The organism is Collinsella sp. AM31-2AC (assembly GCF_003469285.1).
GTDB classification, from domain to species: domain Bacteria; phylum Actinomycetota; class Coriobacteriia; order Coriobacteriales; family Coriobacteriaceae; genus Collinsella; species Collinsella aerofaciens_AT.
In genome coordinates this window covers 21,043-34,363 of sequence record NZ_QSJB01000019.1, presented here as the reverse complement: position 1 = coordinate 34,363, position 13,321 = coordinate 21,043, and the positions used below count along the sequence as shown (strand labels likewise).

General features: G+C 62.9%; 16 protein-coding genes. 15 read left to right on the top strand and 1 reads right to left on the bottom strand.

The features are described 5' to 3' along the window. Positions 1-259 precede the first annotated feature (259 nt). The 15 genes from DW796_RS08890 (at position 260) to hisE (ending at position 12,194) form a co-directional block, all read left to right on the top strand. Entirely contained in the window at positions 260-676 is a 417-nt protein-coding gene (locus DW796_RS08890) for a PTS sugar transporter subunit IIA (protein ID WP_118094873.1), read from the top strand. A 16-nt stretch (positions 677-692) separates the two neighbouring features. Then, on the top strand, positions 693-1,163 hold the full coding sequence (locus DW796_RS08885) for a PTS sugar transporter subunit IIB (RefSeq protein WP_099432278.1): 471 nt from the start codon (positions 693-695) through the stop codon (positions 1,161-1,163). A gap of 8 nt (positions 1,164-1,171) precedes the next feature. After that, positions 1,172-1,963, top strand: coding sequence for a PTS sugar transporter subunit IIC (locus DW796_RS08880; RefSeq protein WP_117564886.1), 792 nt, complete (start codon positions 1,172-1,174; stop codon positions 1,961-1,963). Further along, positions 1,953-2,789: a PTS system mannose/fructose/sorbose family transporter subunit IID gene (locus DW796_RS08875; protein ID WP_117564887.1), complete on the top strand. Its 837-nt coding sequence runs from the start codon at positions 1,953-1,955 to the stop codon at positions 2,787-2,789. Before DW796_RS08880 ends, DW796_RS08875 begins: the two co-directional genes overlap by 11 nt. Positions 2,790-2,872: 83 nt before the next feature. Continuing rightward, entirely contained in the window at positions 2,873-3,709 is an 837-nt protein-coding gene (locus tag DW796_RS08870) for a sugar phosphate isomerase/epimerase (protein ID WP_118094872.1), read from the top strand. 169 nt (positions 3,710-3,878) lie between these two features. Then, on the top strand, positions 3,879-5,594 hold the full coding sequence (hisG, locus tag DW796_RS08865; RefSeq protein WP_118094871.1) for an ATP phosphoribosyltransferase: 1,716 nt from the start codon (positions 3,879-3,881) through the stop codon (positions 5,592-5,594). Positions 5,595-5,699: 105 nt separating this feature from the next. Then, positions 5,700-7,136 (top strand): histidinol dehydrogenase, encoded by a 1,437-nt coding sequence (gene hisD, locus DW796_RS08860; RefSeq protein WP_117648472.1) that lies wholly within the window; start codon positions 5,700-5,702, stop codon positions 7,134-7,136. A 1-nt stretch (position 7,137) separates the two neighbouring features. After that, positions 7,138-8,253: a histidinol-phosphate transaminase gene (hisC, locus tag DW796_RS08855; protein ID WP_118094870.1), complete on the top strand. Its 1,116-nt coding sequence runs from the start codon at positions 7,138-7,140 to the stop codon at positions 8,251-8,253. Further along, positions 8,254-8,841: an imidazoleglycerol-phosphate dehydratase HisB gene (hisB, locus tag DW796_RS08850; RefSeq protein WP_118094869.1), complete on the top strand. Its 588-nt coding sequence runs from the start codon at positions 8,254-8,256 to the stop codon at positions 8,839-8,841. Between the two features lie 79 nt (positions 8,842-8,920). Next, positions 8,921-9,622 (top strand): imidazole glycerol phosphate synthase subunit HisH, encoded by a 702-nt coding sequence (locus DW796_RS08845; RefSeq protein ID WP_233539716.1) that lies wholly within the window; start codon positions 8,921-8,923, stop codon positions 9,620-9,622. Then, positions 9,619-10,362, top strand: a complete 744-nt coding sequence (locus DW796_RS08840; protein WP_118094867.1) for a HisA/HisF-related TIM barrel protein — start codon at positions 9,619-9,621, stop codon at positions 10,360-10,362. Before DW796_RS08845 ends, DW796_RS08840 begins: the two co-directional genes overlap by 4 nt. Positions 10,363-10,365: 3 nt before the next feature. Then, entirely contained in the window at positions 10,366-11,148 is a 783-nt protein-coding gene (hisF, locus tag DW796_RS08835; RefSeq protein WP_117769949.1) for an imidazole glycerol phosphate synthase subunit HisF, read from the top strand. A 147-nt stretch (positions 11,149-11,295) separates the two neighbouring features. Further along, entirely contained in the window at positions 11,296-11,637 is a 342-nt protein-coding gene (gene hisI, locus DW796_RS08830) for a phosphoribosyl-AMP cyclohydrolase (RefSeq protein ID WP_118094866.1), read from the top strand. Continuing rightward, positions 11,634-11,861 (top strand): hypothetical protein, encoded by a 228-nt coding sequence (locus DW796_RS08825; RefSeq protein ID WP_117757621.1) that lies wholly within the window; start codon positions 11,634-11,636, stop codon positions 11,859-11,861. The genes hisI and DW796_RS08825 overlap by 4 nt, the downstream gene beginning before the upstream one ends. A 15-nt stretch (positions 11,862-11,876) precedes the next feature. Continuing rightward, positions 11,877-12,194: a phosphoribosyl-ATP diphosphatase gene (hisE, locus tag DW796_RS08820; protein WP_117637110.1), complete on the top strand. Its 318-nt coding sequence runs from the start codon at positions 11,877-11,879 to the stop codon at positions 12,192-12,194. Positions 12,195-12,221: 27 nt separating this feature from the next. Here the strand turns inward: hisE and DW796_RS08815 are convergent, their stop codons facing one another. Next, the gene (locus DW796_RS08815) at positions 12,222-13,133 is read right to left on the bottom strand and encodes a PHP domain-containing protein (protein ID WP_118094865.1); all 912 of its coding nucleotides are present in this window, start codon (positions 13,131-13,133) and stop codon (positions 12,222-12,224) included. Between the last annotated feature and the right edge of the window lie 188 nt (positions 13,134-13,321).

Below are 13,321 nucleotides of genomic sequence, written 5' to 3'. Positions count from 1 at the left end.
GACACCGCCGAGTTCGCGATCCCCGGCCTTGACGACGAGTTCCGCGTCATCGTGTCTCCGTGGATTCTCTCCTCGCTGATCACCGATCGCCTTGCCGCTTACTACGAGACGGTCACCAAGCACAACCTCAACTACCGTCGTTACTATCACCAGTTCGACTACTAATCGGTGATAAATAAGCTACTGATCAATAAGCACCCTGCCCGGGCGCATGCGTCCGGGCATTTTTATGCCGAAATTCGCAAGAAAGGGGATTCGAATGAGGCAGTTTATCGTGGCGTCCCATGCTCATTTCGCATCTGGAATCGTCGAGAGCATCGGCCTGCTTTCCGGCGAGCGCGAAAACGTCCATGCGCTGTCTATGTATGTCGACGGAAACGAGGACCTGGTCAAGGAGGCTGCAGCGATTCTGGACGGCTTTGCCGCGGACGATGAGGTTGTCGTTTGCACCGACCTCTTTGGCGGCAGCGTCAACAACGAGTTCACCAAGATCGTCCAGACGCGCCCCAACACGCACCTGGTGACCAATATGAACCTGCCACTCCTTATTCAGCTGCTGTTCGTGTCCGATTCCACCCCGATCGATGAGGCCATTCGCCAGATCGTCGAGGCGGACGACACTAAGGTCAAGTACGTCAACGACCTGCTGGGGCAGGCCGAACTCGACGAGTTTTAATCGCTAGGAGCACACCATGATTCAGATGATTCGCGTGGACTATCGACTGCTTCACGGCCAGGTTGCCGTTAGCTGGACCTCGGCTCTGGGTGCCGACTGCATCCTGTTGGTGAGCGACACGGTCCTCAATGACAAGCTTCGTCTGCAGGCCTTGTCCCTTGCAAAGCCGGAGGGCTGCAAGGTCGTCGTCAAAAACACCGAGGATGCCGTCAAGGCGCTTCAGAGCGGTGTGACCGACAAGTACAAGCTCTTCGTGGTTTGCGAGACGATCCAGCAGGCCGGTGCCGTCGCCAAGGCGATGGGCGTCAAGAAGATCAACCTCGGCAATGTTGCCTTTAGCGAGGATGCCCGTCAGGTCTCGACGAGCGTATTTCTCACGCCCGAAAACGAGGCATACGTCAAAGAGCTGCTCGGCGAGGGCTACGAGCTGTTCATTCAGATGATTCCGGCAGATGCGAAGACTGACGCCGCGAAGGTCATCGGTTAGGGGCCATTATGGTTATCAAGACAATCCTGATTTTCCTTATTGCCCTTTTGGGTTATTCCGAGTGGCTGACGGGCACGAGCTACCTCCAGCGCCCGATCGTGCTCGGACCTCTGGTTGGCCTTGTCATGGGCGACATGGTGACCGGCACGATCATGGGCGCCACGATGGAGCTTGCCATGGTCGGCGCCATCTCGGTCGGTGCGTATAACCCGCCCGATACGATTTCCGGAACCATCCTGGGCGTGTCGCTTGCCATGCAGGCCGGTGCGGACGCTTCGGCGGCCCTGACCCTGGGCATTCCCATCGCAACGATCGTCCTGGCGCTCGATACGGCCCTGGGCCAGCCGGTGATGCTACTGCTGGTGCACCGTATCGACAAAAACGTCGAGGACGGAGACACCAAGGCCATCACGCGCAACATGCTCATCGCCGGTTATGCGCAGAGCTGGTGCGGCCTGCTGATTATTCCCCTGGCATTCTTCTTTGGCGCCGATGCTGTTGCCAGCCTGCTCAACATCATCCCCGATTTCGTTCAGACCGGCATGGATGTCGCCGCCGCCTTCTTGCCCGCACTCGGCTTTGCGATGCTGGCGCAGATGATTATGAACAAAACAGTGGCTCCGTTCTTCTTCGCTGGCTTCTTCCTCGTCGCCTACTTTGGCATTAGCACGACGGGCGTGGCGATTTTTGCCGCGATCATCGTCGTCGCGATGACGGTTTTGGGTGACAAGAAAAAGGCGGAGCAGCCCGCAGCGGCAACCGAGGATCCTGCGATTGGGAGTGGGTTCGATGAGTTTTAAGTTTGAGTCTTCTTACGACGGGCTGATTTCCCGCGCAGACCTTAAGAAACTGTTCTGGCGCTCGATTCCCTATGAGCATTCCTGGAACTACGAGCGTATGGGCCATATCGGCTTTATGTGGGCCCTTATGCCGATCCTGCGCAAGCTGTATCCGCAGGATGCGGACTTTAAGGCCGCCCTTAAGCGCCATATGGAGCTCTATAACGTCACGCCGTACATCTCGACGCTCCCCATGTCCATTGCTGCCGCAATGGAAGAGGTCAACGCTACTGACGATAGCTTTGACACGAGCGCGATCTCTAATGTCAAGCTTGCTTTGATGGGACCGCTGTCCGGCGTGGGCGATGCCTTCTACTGGGGCACACTGCGAATTTTGGCAACGGGTGTCGGCACGTCGCTGGCGCTGCAGGGCTCTATTCTTGGCCCGATTTTGTTCCTGCTCGTGTTCAACGTCCCTCACTACATCATCCGTTACCTGCTGACGTTTGTGGGATATCGCTTTGGCTCGGACATGATCAGCAAGGTCCAGGAATCGGGCATTATGGACACGATTGTCAAGATGGCCTCTATCATGGGCGCCATGGTGATCGGAGCTATGACCATGGAGATGGTCACCGTGGACATTCCGCTCATGGTCGGCGCGGGCGATGGCGCTCAGACGCTCGCCGAGCTGCTCAATGGAATCTTCCCGGGCTTTGTCACGATGGGGCTGTTTGGAATCGTCTATCTCATGCTCAAGAAGAAGATGAATCCGCTGCTCATCATGCTCGTGATCCTGCTCGTGAGTATCGCCGGCGCGTTCTTTGGAGTGCTTGGTGTTCAGTAGGGCATCCGTCATAATTAAAACAATGTAAGAGGGGGCGTCGCGCACACTGTGCTGCGGCGCCCTTTTGCCGAAAGGTGGACAAGATGGAGTATCCGCAGCTTGCCGTCATGAATATCAGCCATCGTTATTTTGACCTTGAGGAGTTCTTTTCCTCGGCAGCGGCCTCGGGCTACACGTGTTGCGAGCTTTGGACCGGGGCGATGCATCTGTATGTCGATTGCCATGGATACGATTCGCTCGAGCAGGTGCGGGAGCTGTCACAGCGGTATGGGGTTCGGATTGTGGGGCTTTGTCCCGAACAGAACAACCCCAAGCCGTGGAATATCGCGGCGCGCGGGAATGAGGCGCGCGTCCGCACGCTCGCGTACTTTAAGAACGTTGTGGATATCGCGGCGGAACTTGGAGCCGAGCAGGTCATGGTCTCGAGCGGCTGGGCATTTTTGAACGAGCCGATCGAGGATGCGTGGGGTCGCAGCGCCTCGATGCTGCGTGCGATTGCCGAGCATGCGGGAGAACGCGGCGTGCGACTGGTGCTCGAGGCCCTGCAGCCGGTTGAGTCGATGATCGTGAACTCGGCGGCCGATACGAAGCGCATGATCGAGGCAGTTGATCATCCGGCACTTAAGGTGTGTCTGGATATGGGCGCCATGGCGGTGGCGGGGGATACCATCGACGATTACTTCGATCTGCTTGGCGATGATGTTGCCCACGTGCATTTTGTCGATGTTGCGGCAGATGGCACGACGCATCTTGCCTGGGGTGACGGCGACCGCGATATGCGGGCTGACCTGGATAGGCTGGTGGCGCGCGGCTATCGCGGAGTTGTTTCGGCCGAGACCTATGACGGGCGCTATTTTGCCGACCCCGCAGCTGCCGATGCGCAGGTAATGGCAGAGTATCGTCGTGCGATTGGCGCCTAGGTGGGGTTGGGCTGCGGCAATCTGCCCCATGTTTCCAAATGAATACGGTGTGAGCGGCTGCGACGGATTTTCCCCGCAAGCACTCTAGTATGCTAAAGTACCCAGAAGACCGGCGGAGCTATGCCGGTCTTCTGCTCTATATGAAACACAGCATGAGGAGGCTCACCAGATGACGGCCACACCGTGGGGATTCCGGGACATATTGCCCGAGGAGGCTCAGGCGCGCGAGGAGATTGCGCTGACGGTGAAGGGCTGCTTCAGGGAGCATCATTACCTTCCGGTCGAAACGCCGCTGCTCGAGGACAAGGGTTCACTCGAGGAAGGCGGCCGCATCGCGGACACGCCGTTTAAGCTTTTTGACGATGATGGCCGTCTGCTGGTGGTCCGTCCCGACAACACATTGCCGATCGTGCGTCTGGTCTCGACCCGCATGCGCGCGGCCGACCTGCCCCTGCGCCTGCGCTATGAGGCGCCGGTGGTTCGCGAGTGCCAGCGCAATGCCGGTGGCTCGCGTCAGTTTACGCAGCTGGGCTTTGAGCTTATCGGTGCGGGCGACACCGCGGGCGATGTCGAGATTGTCTCGCTCGTGGCCGAGGCGGTGCGCAAGCTGGCGCTGCCCGCTGCGCGCATTATCGCAGGTAGCGTGCGTCCGTTTAAGGAGCTGCTCGCGGCGTGCGAGGATCGCGAGCTGGCCGCCGAGGCCCTGCGCTGCGTGCACGCCAACGACTTTGTGGGCCTCGATGCCCGCGTGGCGGCAAGCGCCGAGTCCGATGCCGTCAAGGTTGCCATTAGCGAGCTGCCGCGCTTGCACGGCGGCGCCGAGGTACTCGACCGCGTCGATGTGCTTCTGGCGGCGGCGGGCATTGTCGCGCCGCTCACGCGCGAGCTGCGCGCCCTGGTCGAGGGCCTGGCTCCCGAGGACGCCCAGGTGCTGTCGTTCGACTTCTCCATCATGAACTCGTTCGATTACTACACGGGTCTGGTCTTTAAGGCCTATGCCGGTGGCTTGCCCGATCCGGTCGGTTCGGGTGGACGCTACGACTCCATCTTTACCGGCGCATTTGGCGACGGCATCGAGGTGCCGGCGGCGGGTTTCGCCTTTTCGCTCGAGCGTCTGGAGGCTGCGCACACCTCGGCCGAGGACGCTGCTTCCGATGGCGATCACGCCGCGGGCCGTGGCGCCGAGGGCCCGCTGCGCATCGCCGTGCCCAAGGGCTCGCTCAAGGCCGATACGCTCGACGTGCTCGAAGCCGCGGGCCTGGACGTCTCTGAGTTGCGCGATCCGGGCCGTCGCCTAATCGTGCGCGGCCGCGACACGCGTGCCGGTGAGGGCGCGGTCGGAGATATCGAGTTTGTCATCGTGCGCCCCAGCGATGCGCCCGCCTTTGTGGGCTGCGGCGGTGCCGATTGCGGCATCTGCGGTTGGGACTCGCTTATCGAGGCCGACCTCAACCTGCTGCAGCTGGTCGATCTGGGCTACGGCCTGTGCACTTTCATTGAGGCGGAGCCCGCGTGGCGCGCCGGCCAGGCCGAGCGCAACTATGCCCGCCGCGGGTCGCTTCGCGTGGCCACCAAGTATCCGCGCATCGCGAGCGCCTGGTATGCCGAGCGCGGTGTGAACGCCGATATCGTCTCGCTGCACGGTAACATTGAGCTGGGTCCCATCGTCGGCATGACCGATCGCATCGTGGATATTACCGCCACGGGCGCCACGCTGCGCGATAACGACCTCGTTATTACTGGTCGCATTATGGACTGCACGGCCCGCTTCTTTGTCAATCCGGGTGCCGCACGTCTGGATCCGCGCGTACGCAATCTGGCAGATCGCTTGGCGGCAGCCGTGAAGGACAAGCATTTTGAGCCCGTTGCGGGCTCGGCACAATAGCGCGAGCACGCACGGGCGCCCCAACGTCCGGGCGGCGGGCCGACTGGCGCCGCCGCCCGGTCTCTCGTTTTTCGAACACAACCTCGACCGATAGGGGATACCGAAATGAAGACCATCAAGCTTGCTCCCGGTGAGCGCCTCGTTACCAACCAGCTCAACCGTAAGGGCGTGCTGCCGCAAAACATCGTCGACGCCGCTCGCGATATCGTGGCCAACGTGCGTGCCAACGGCGATGCCGCGGTGCGCGATTACTGCCAGCGTTTTGACGGTGTTGAGCTGCAGAGCTTCCGTCTTCCGCAGGAGCAGATCGATGCCGCGCTCGAAGGCCTCGATCCGGCCTTTGTCGCCGCGCTCGAAAAGGCTGCGCGCCAGATTCGCGAGTTCCACCAGCGCGAGGTCGAGCAGAGCTGGTTTACCACGCGCCCGGACGGCACGATGCTCGGCGTTAAGGTGACCCCGCTTGCTGCGGCCGGCATCTACGTGCCGGGCGGTCGCGCGCAGTACCCTTCCACCGTGCTTATGAACGCCATTCCCGCCAAGGTTGCCGGCGTTGAGCGCGTGGTCATGGTGACCCCGCCGCAAAAGGATGGACTGATTAGCCCGTATACGCTCGCGGCGGCCAAGCTCGGCGGCGTGGACGAAATCTATATGGTGGGCGGCGCCCAGGCCGTGGCCGCGCTGGCGTACGGTACCGAGACCATTCCGCGCGTCGACAAAATCACCGGCCCGGGCAACGCCTTTGTTGCCGCTGCCAAGCAGATTGTCTCGGGTGACGTGGGTATCGACATGGTCGCCGGTCCCTCCGAGGTCTGCGTGCTGGCCGATGCCACGGCCAAGCCTATGGTGGTCGCGGCCGACCTGATGGCTCAGGCCGAGCACGATCCGCTGGCGGCCTGCTATCTGGTGACCTGCGACGAGCAGTTTGCGCGTGAGGTCGAGGCGGGTATCGACATTCTGGTAGCGCAGTCCCCGCGTGCCGAGATTACGTGCGCTTCGCTCGATAACGAAGGCGCCATCGTGGTGGCCGCCGACATGGCGGCCGCCGTCGAGGCCGTGAACACCGTGGCGCCCGAGCACCTTGAGCTGCACTGCAAGGATGCGATGGGCCTGCTCGGCGGCATTCGCAACGCCGGCGCCATCTTTGTGGGCGCTTGGAGCTCCGAGCCGCTCGGCGATTACGTTGCCGGTCCCAACCACACGTTGCCGACCGGCGGCACGGCCATGTTCTCCAACCCGCTTTCGGTCGAAGAGTTCGTTAAGCGCTCGAGCGTTATATGCTATACGCCCGAGGGCCTGCTCTCCGACGCTCCCGCTACGCAGCGTCTGGCCGAGGCCGAGGGCCTGTGGGCGCACGCGCTTTCGGCCGCACTGCGTCGCCGCGTGTTGGAGCAGGGCGAGGATGCCGTGAGCGCCGAGTCGCTCGCCGCGGCCGACCTGACCAAGGTTGCCTGGCCGGGCGACGCCGTGGCGACGGTTGCCGAGGGCGTGGACCTGGCGGCTGCAGGCGCAGATGGCGCTGGCGTAACCGGCGGGGAGGCCTAATATGGCCGAACTCACGCCTCGCATGAAGGAGCTCGTCCAGCCTTGCCTGGCCGGTATTGAGCCCTACGATCCCAACTTTACGCCCACGCGCATCAACCTTTCGGCCAACGAGAACACCTATCCCGTGCCGGCTGGCGTGCGCGAGGCGGTCGACGCCGCCCTGGCTGCCACGCCGCTCAACCGCTATCCCGATCCCATGTCCAACGATCTGCGCGACGAGCTTGCCGCTTGGCATGGTGTGGCGCGCGAGAATGTCTGCGTGGGCAACGGCGGCGACGAGCTGCTCTATAACTACCTGTTGGCGTTTGGCGGCGCGGGACGGACCCTGCTCAACTGCCCGCCGTGCTTTAGCGAGTATGCGTTCTTTGCGTCGCTCTGCCAGACCGAGGTGCGCGACGTGTGGCGCGACCCCGCGACCTTTGAGCTCGACCAGGCCGCCGTGCTTGCGGCGGCACCCGAGTGTAACCTGGCAATCGTGACCTCGCCCAACAACCCCACGGGTGACGTGGCACCGCTCGACTTTGTCGCGGCGCTGTGCGATGCGTGCCCCGGCATGGTAATGGTTGACGAGGCCTACGTGGAGTTTGCCGACGATTCGTTTGGCGCGGCCACCACGGCGCAAGGCCTTATCGCCGAGCATCCCAACCTGGTGATTCTACATACGCTGTCCAAGGCGTTTGGCGCCGCCGGCACGCGTCTGGGCTATGTGATTGCGGCACCCGAGGTCGTCGACGTGTTCGCGGCGATTCGCCAGATCTATTCAGTTAACGTGCTGAGCCAGGCGGCAGCACTTGCCTGCGTGCGTGCCCGTGATGCCTACACGCCCGTGGTGGCACAGATCGCATCCGAGCGCGAGCGCGAGCTGTGCGCCCTGCGCGCAATGGCTGCCGATGGCATGCCCGTGGAGGCATGGCCGAGCGCGGCGAACTTTGTGCTCGTGCGCACGCCGCATGCCACGCGCGTGCGCGAGCGTCTGCGCGACGAGTATTCGATTTTGGTGCGCGACTTTAGCTACGCGCCGGGGCTTGCGGACTGTCTGCGCATCACTGTGGGTACGCCGCAGGAAAACGACGAGGTGCTGGCCGCGTTTGCCGCGCTGGTGAAGGAGGAGATGTAGATGGACCGCTATGCCGAGGTAACCCGCAAGACGGGCGAGACCGACATTGTCGTAAAGCTCGACCTGGACGGATCTGGCGTGTGCGATATCTCGACCGGCGTGCCGTTTTTCGACCACATACTCAACGCTTTTGGCCGCCATGGCCTGTTCGATCTGACGGTGCATGCGGTGGGCGACGTCGAGGTCGACGCGCACCACACCGTCGAGGACACGGGCATTGTGCTGGGCGAGGCGTTTTGCCGGGCGCTGGGCGACAAGGCGGGTATTACGCGCTTTGCCGACGCGGCGATCGCCATGGACGAGACACTCGTGATGGCCGCCGTGGATATCTCGGGTCGCGGGCAGGCCTATTGCGAGCTGCCCGTGCCGACTGAGCGCGTGGGCAGCTTTGATACCGAGCTGGCCGTCGAGTTCTTCTATGCCTTTGCGCGCGATGCCAAGCTCACGCTGCACGTGCGCGAGCTGGCGGGCGGCAATTCGCACCACATTATCGAGGCCGCCTTTAAGGCCGTGGGCCGCACGATGCGCCGCGCCTGCGAACTCGATCCCCGCGTGCAGGGTATCCCCAGCACCAAGGGCTCGCTGTAACCGTCACAAGGGTAAAACCACCACGAAGATGCCTGTCCTCTTTGTGGTGGTTTTGGATGATGAGAAGTGGAGGGGTCGCGTGGGCGAACCGAAGATCGTGGTGGTCGACTACCACAAGGGCAACTTGTCGAGCGTCGTGCGCGGGCTTGCGCGCGCCGGTGCTGCCGCCTGCACGTCGGACGATCCGGAGCAGATCCGCAACGCCGACGGCCTGGTCATCCCGGGCGTGGGTGCGTTCTATGACGCGATCGCCTTTATGCGTCAGAGCGGCGAGGAGGTGGCCGTGCTCGATGCCGTTGCCGCCGGAACTCCGCTGCTCGGCATCTGCCTGGGCCTTCAGCTGTTTTTTGAGCGCGGCAACGAGGGCGTGCCTGCGAACGAGGACGCGGACGCGGACGACGATGCCTCCGAGCAGGCCGGTGGTCCCTGGGTCGATGGCCTGGGCATCATGCGTGGCTCGTGCACGCACCTGGAGTCGAGCCGTCTGAAGGTCCCGCACGTGGGCTGGGACCAGGTGCGCATGACGCCCGCCGGTGCGGCCGATCCGTTGCTTGCCGGTTTTGCCGAGGGCGCCAACATGTATTTCACTCACAGCTACGCGGTGGGTGACGACGCCGATGCCGCCGATGTGCTGGCGCGCACGCACTATACGCGGAGCTTTCCGTGCATCGTGCGCCACGGTAACGTGTGGGGTTGCCAGTTCCATCCCGAGAAATCCTCCGCGCTGGGTCAGCGCATCCTTAAGAACTTCGTCAACATCGTCGAGGAGGTTGGCCGATGATTCTGTTTCCCGCAATCGATCTGATCGCCGGCAAGGTCGTGCGCCTGGAGCGCGGCGACCGCAGCCGCTGCAAGGTATATTCCGACGACCCCGTGGCCGTTGCCCGCTCGTTTGCCGAGCAGGGCGCGAACTGGGTGCACGTCGTCGACCTGTCCGCCGCCTTTGGTGAGGACGAGGACGCGTGCGCTGCCAACTCGGCAGCGATTAAGGCCATCTGCGGCGTTGACGGTCTGTCCGTGGACGTGGGCGGCGGCGTCCGCTCGCTTGCACGCATCGATGAGCTGGCCGGCTATGGTGCTCGCCGCATCGCACTAGGCACCGTGCTGGTGACCGAGCCGGGTTTTGCCGAAGTGGCAGCCCAAGGCTTTGGCGAGTTGCTGGTGGCAGACATCGCCGCACGCGACGGTCAGGTCAAGGTGAACGGCTGGCGTGACGGCGCGGGCGTGGCACTCGACGACGCCGTGGCGCAGCTCACCGAGCTGGGCTTTAAGCATCTGGTGTATACCGATATCGCGCGCGACGGCATGCAGACGGGCATCGACGTCGCAGCATATCGCCATGTGGCGCAGGTCGCGGGCTTTCTCGTCGTGGCTTCGGGCGGCATCTCGACGCTCGACGATATCCGCGCACTGGCCGCGGTGGGCGAGGTTGCCATCGAGGGCGCCATTACCGGCCGTGCGCTCTACGAGGGCAATTTTACGCTGGCCCAGGCGCTGGCCGCCGCCCGAGGGGAGGCGTAGCCCATGCTTACCAAACGCGTGATTCCCTGCTTGGACGTCAAGGACGGCCGCGTGGTCAAGGGCGTCAACTTTGTGAGCCTGCGCGATGCGGGCGACCCGGTGGAGCTGGCCCGCGCCTACGACCGCGAGGGTGCGGACGAGGTCGTATTTTTGGACATTACCGCGACGAGCGACAACCGCGCGACAACCATCGAGATGGCGGCGCACGCGGCCGAGGAGCTCGCTATTCCCTATACCGTGGGCGGCGGTTTTCGCGACTTGGCGGGCATGCGGACTATGGTTGCCGCCGGCGCCGACAAGGTGTCGCTTAACTCTGCCGCCGTGCGCGATCCGTCGTTGATCAGCCAGGCCGCCGCGGCGTTTGGCAGCCAGGCCGTGGTTGTGGCGATTGATGCCAAGCGTGTGGGCCTGCCCGGCGCATCCGGTGCCGACAAGTGGGAGGTCTTCACGGCGGGCGGTCGCAACGCCACGGGTATCGATGCGGTGGCGTGGGCCGAGGAAGCGGCTCGTCGCGGCGCCGGTGAGATCTTGCTCACCAGCATGGATCGCGACGGCACCAAGGCTGGCTTCGACCTGGCACTCACCCGTGCCGTGGCGCGCGCAGTGCCGATTCCCGTCATCGCGAGCGGCGGCGTGGGCACGCTCGAGCATTTTGCCGAGGGTGTGATTGAGGGCGAGGCCGATGCCGTGCTGGCGGCGAGCGTCTTTCACTTTGGAACCTTCAGCATCCGTCAAGTGAAGGAGTATATGGCCTCTCAAGGCATCCCTGTCAGACTGGACTTTTAGCGCTGCGGTTTGCCCAGGCACCGCATCTTGCCGCTCAACCCGTCGCTCGCGTACCAAAGTACGCGTCGCTCCTCTTTCACGGCAACCTGCGGCACCCGGACAGCCCTCGCCGACCTGTGGAATTTCATTTGTTACTTGGGAGAAATGATGACTGAGGTAGTAGAAGCGGCTGATCTTAAATATGACGCCCGCGGGCTGATTCCTTGTGTGGTTCAGCAGTATGACACCGGCGAGGTGCTTATGGTTGCTTGGATGAACGAGGAGTCGGTGGGGCTGACGCTCAAGACCGGCACCACGTGGTTTTGGAGCCGCAGCCGCCAGGAGCTCTGGAACAAGGGCGCGACGAGTGGCAACATGCAGGGGGTCAAGGAGCTCTGGGCCGACTGCGATAGCGATACGCTGCTGGTCAAGGTGGACTCGCCGGGCCCGGCCTGCCATACCGGCAACCGTACCTGCTTCTTTAAGCGCGTGGAAGGGGGAGTGCGATGAAAGTTGTGACGCCGTTCGAGGTCGCCGACTGCAACACCGAGCTCCTCCGCGCGGGCGTGCCATGCCGCGTGCACCTGACTGATGCCTGCGGGGCGCAGTCGCTTTGGCTCGAGGCCGAGAAGGAAAGGCTCGATGAGGCCCATGCCGTCATCGTCGAGTTCTTTGAGAAAAAGGGCGCAAAGCCTCGGTTCGATGAGACCGGTGCCTACTTTACGCTGCAGTAACGAGAGGAAATAACCATGGGAGTCAGAACAGCTAACGTGCAGCTGGGAAATATCGGCGAGACGCTGACAGGTCTGGCCGAGGTGATTCACGGTCGTCGCGATGCGTCGCCACAGGAGAGCTACACCGCCCGTCTGCTGACCGACGTCGAGGACGAGCTGCTCAAGAAGCTTGCCGAGGAGGCGAGCGAGGTGATCATGGCCTGCAAGGATAACGACCACGATCACATTCGCTACGAGGCCGGCGACCTGATCTACCACCTGCTCGTGACGCTCGAGCGCTACGGCATCACCCTCGACGAGCTGGCCGGCGAACTCAACGCTCGCCGCCACTAGTTATTGGGGACGTTCTTAAACGACTAGTTAGGCGAGGGGCGTGGATTCCCATTCGCCGGTGGGGTGGGGGATATCGAAGGCCCGGTAGCCGCAGTCGTAGGCGTGGGCCTGGGCCTCGCGGATGTTCCAGCAGATGTCGCAGGCGCGGTGCGCGTCCGAGCCAAAGGTGATGGGCACCTCGGCATGGGCGAAGCGGCGCAACAGCCCGGTCGCGGGGTAGTAATCGTCGAGCCCCTTGCGCGGTGCGGCGGTCGAGACCTCAACGCGGCGACCTGTATCGTGGGCGCATTCGGCCATCTGCTGCCAAAACGGCGCGGGGTCAAAGTCGGGTGCAAAGCCCTCCTTCGAAAAGCGCATGACCAGGTCGGGGTGGGCCATCACGTCAAAGTTAAGCGAGCTTTCGCAAGCACGACACCAGTCGTCGACGTAGCGCTCCCACACGCCGCGCACGCCCAGGTTTTCCCAAACATGCAGGTTGGTATCGTCGTCGATCCAGCCGCAAAGGGAATCGGGCGTATCGGGGCGCGCGACGTCCTCTGTCTCTGCCGTGCCCGCAGCGCCTGCCGCAATATCGCCCGGGTCGCCAATCCAGTGCACGCTGCCCAAACGCACGACGGCACCCTGGGACCAGTGCTCAACCAAAGGCTCACAACCTTCGTACCAATCGCATTCAAATCCGTAGATAAACTCGAGCTCTGGCGCGATCTGCGCGGCAAGTTTGCGGGCGTCCTCAAAGGCCAGACGATGTGCCGGCAGATTGTCCTCGGCAACCTGCACCTCGCAGTTGGCGTCCATGCTGGCGGGCAGGGTGAGGTGGTCGGTCGAGACCATGACGCGGCAGCCGGCCGCAGCGGCGGCGCGAACGTTGTCCTTAAACGATGCGTGGCCGTCCGAAAATGAGGTATGGGTATGGCAATCGACCAGCGGGCAGGCGGGCATGGCGACTCCTTTGCATTTGGCGAATCCGCTCCATTGTAACGGCGCTGTCCCCGACGCGACGAGCGCGCTGGGGCCGAAATCGACTGGAAAGGTGGGTTGCGTGCGAGGGTCGCCACGCAGCATCGGCCTCGCTCCAAAACGTGTACGTCAGCCTCCAAAACCGACAAAAAATGACATGTTTGGAGGCT

Bases quoted from the DNA above. Each gene is read 5' to 3' on its own strand.
- DW796_RS08890 (WP_118094873.1), top strand. From the start codon at position 260: ATGAGGCAGTTTATCGTGGCGTCCCATGCTCATTTCGCATCTGGAATC.
- DW796_RS08885 (WP_099432278.1), top strand. From the start codon at position 693: ATGATTCAGATGATTCGCGTGGACTATCGACTGCTTCACGGCCAGGTT.
- DW796_RS08880 (WP_117564886.1), top strand. From the start codon at position 1,172: ATGGTTATCAAGACAATCCTGATTTTCCTTATTGCCCTTTTGGGTTAT.
- DW796_RS08875 (WP_117564887.1), top strand. From the start codon at position 1,953: ATGAGTTTTAAGTTTGAGTCTTCTTACGACGGGCTGATTTCCCGCGCA.
- DW796_RS08870 (WP_118094872.1), top strand. From the start codon at position 2,873: ATGGAGTATCCGCAGCTTGCCGTCATGAATATCAGCCATCGTTATTTT.
- hisG (WP_118094871.1), top strand. From the start codon at position 3,879: ATGACGGCCACACCGTGGGGATTCCGGGACATATTGCCCGAGGAGGCT.
- hisD (WP_117648472.1), top strand. From the start codon at position 5,700: ATGAAGACCATCAAGCTTGCTCCCGGTGAGCGCCTCGTTACCAACCAG.
- hisC (WP_118094870.1), top strand. From the start codon at position 7,138: ATGGCCGAACTCACGCCTCGCATGAAGGAGCTCGTCCAGCCTTGCCTG.
- hisB (WP_118094869.1), top strand. From the start codon at position 8,254: ATGGACCGCTATGCCGAGGTAACCCGCAAGACGGGCGAGACCGACATT.
- DW796_RS08840 (WP_118094867.1), top strand. From the start codon at position 9,619: ATGATTCTGTTTCCCGCAATCGATCTGATCGCCGGCAAGGTCGTGCGC.
- hisF (WP_117769949.1), top strand. From the start codon at position 10,366: ATGCTTACCAAACGCGTGATTCCCTGCTTGGACGTCAAGGACGGCCGC.
- hisI (WP_118094866.1), top strand. From the start codon at position 11,296: ATGACTGAGGTAGTAGAAGCGGCTGATCTTAAATATGACGCCCGCGGG.
- DW796_RS08825 (WP_117757621.1), top strand. From the start codon at position 11,634: ATGAAAGTTGTGACGCCGTTCGAGGTCGCCGACTGCAACACCGAGCTC.
- hisE (WP_117637110.1), top strand. From the start codon at position 11,877: ATGGGAGTCAGAACAGCTAACGTGCAGCTGGGAAATATCGGCGAGACG.
- DW796_RS08815 (WP_118094865.1), bottom strand. From the start codon at position 13,133: ATGCCCGCCTGCCCGCTGGTCGATTGCCATACCCATACCTCATTTTCG.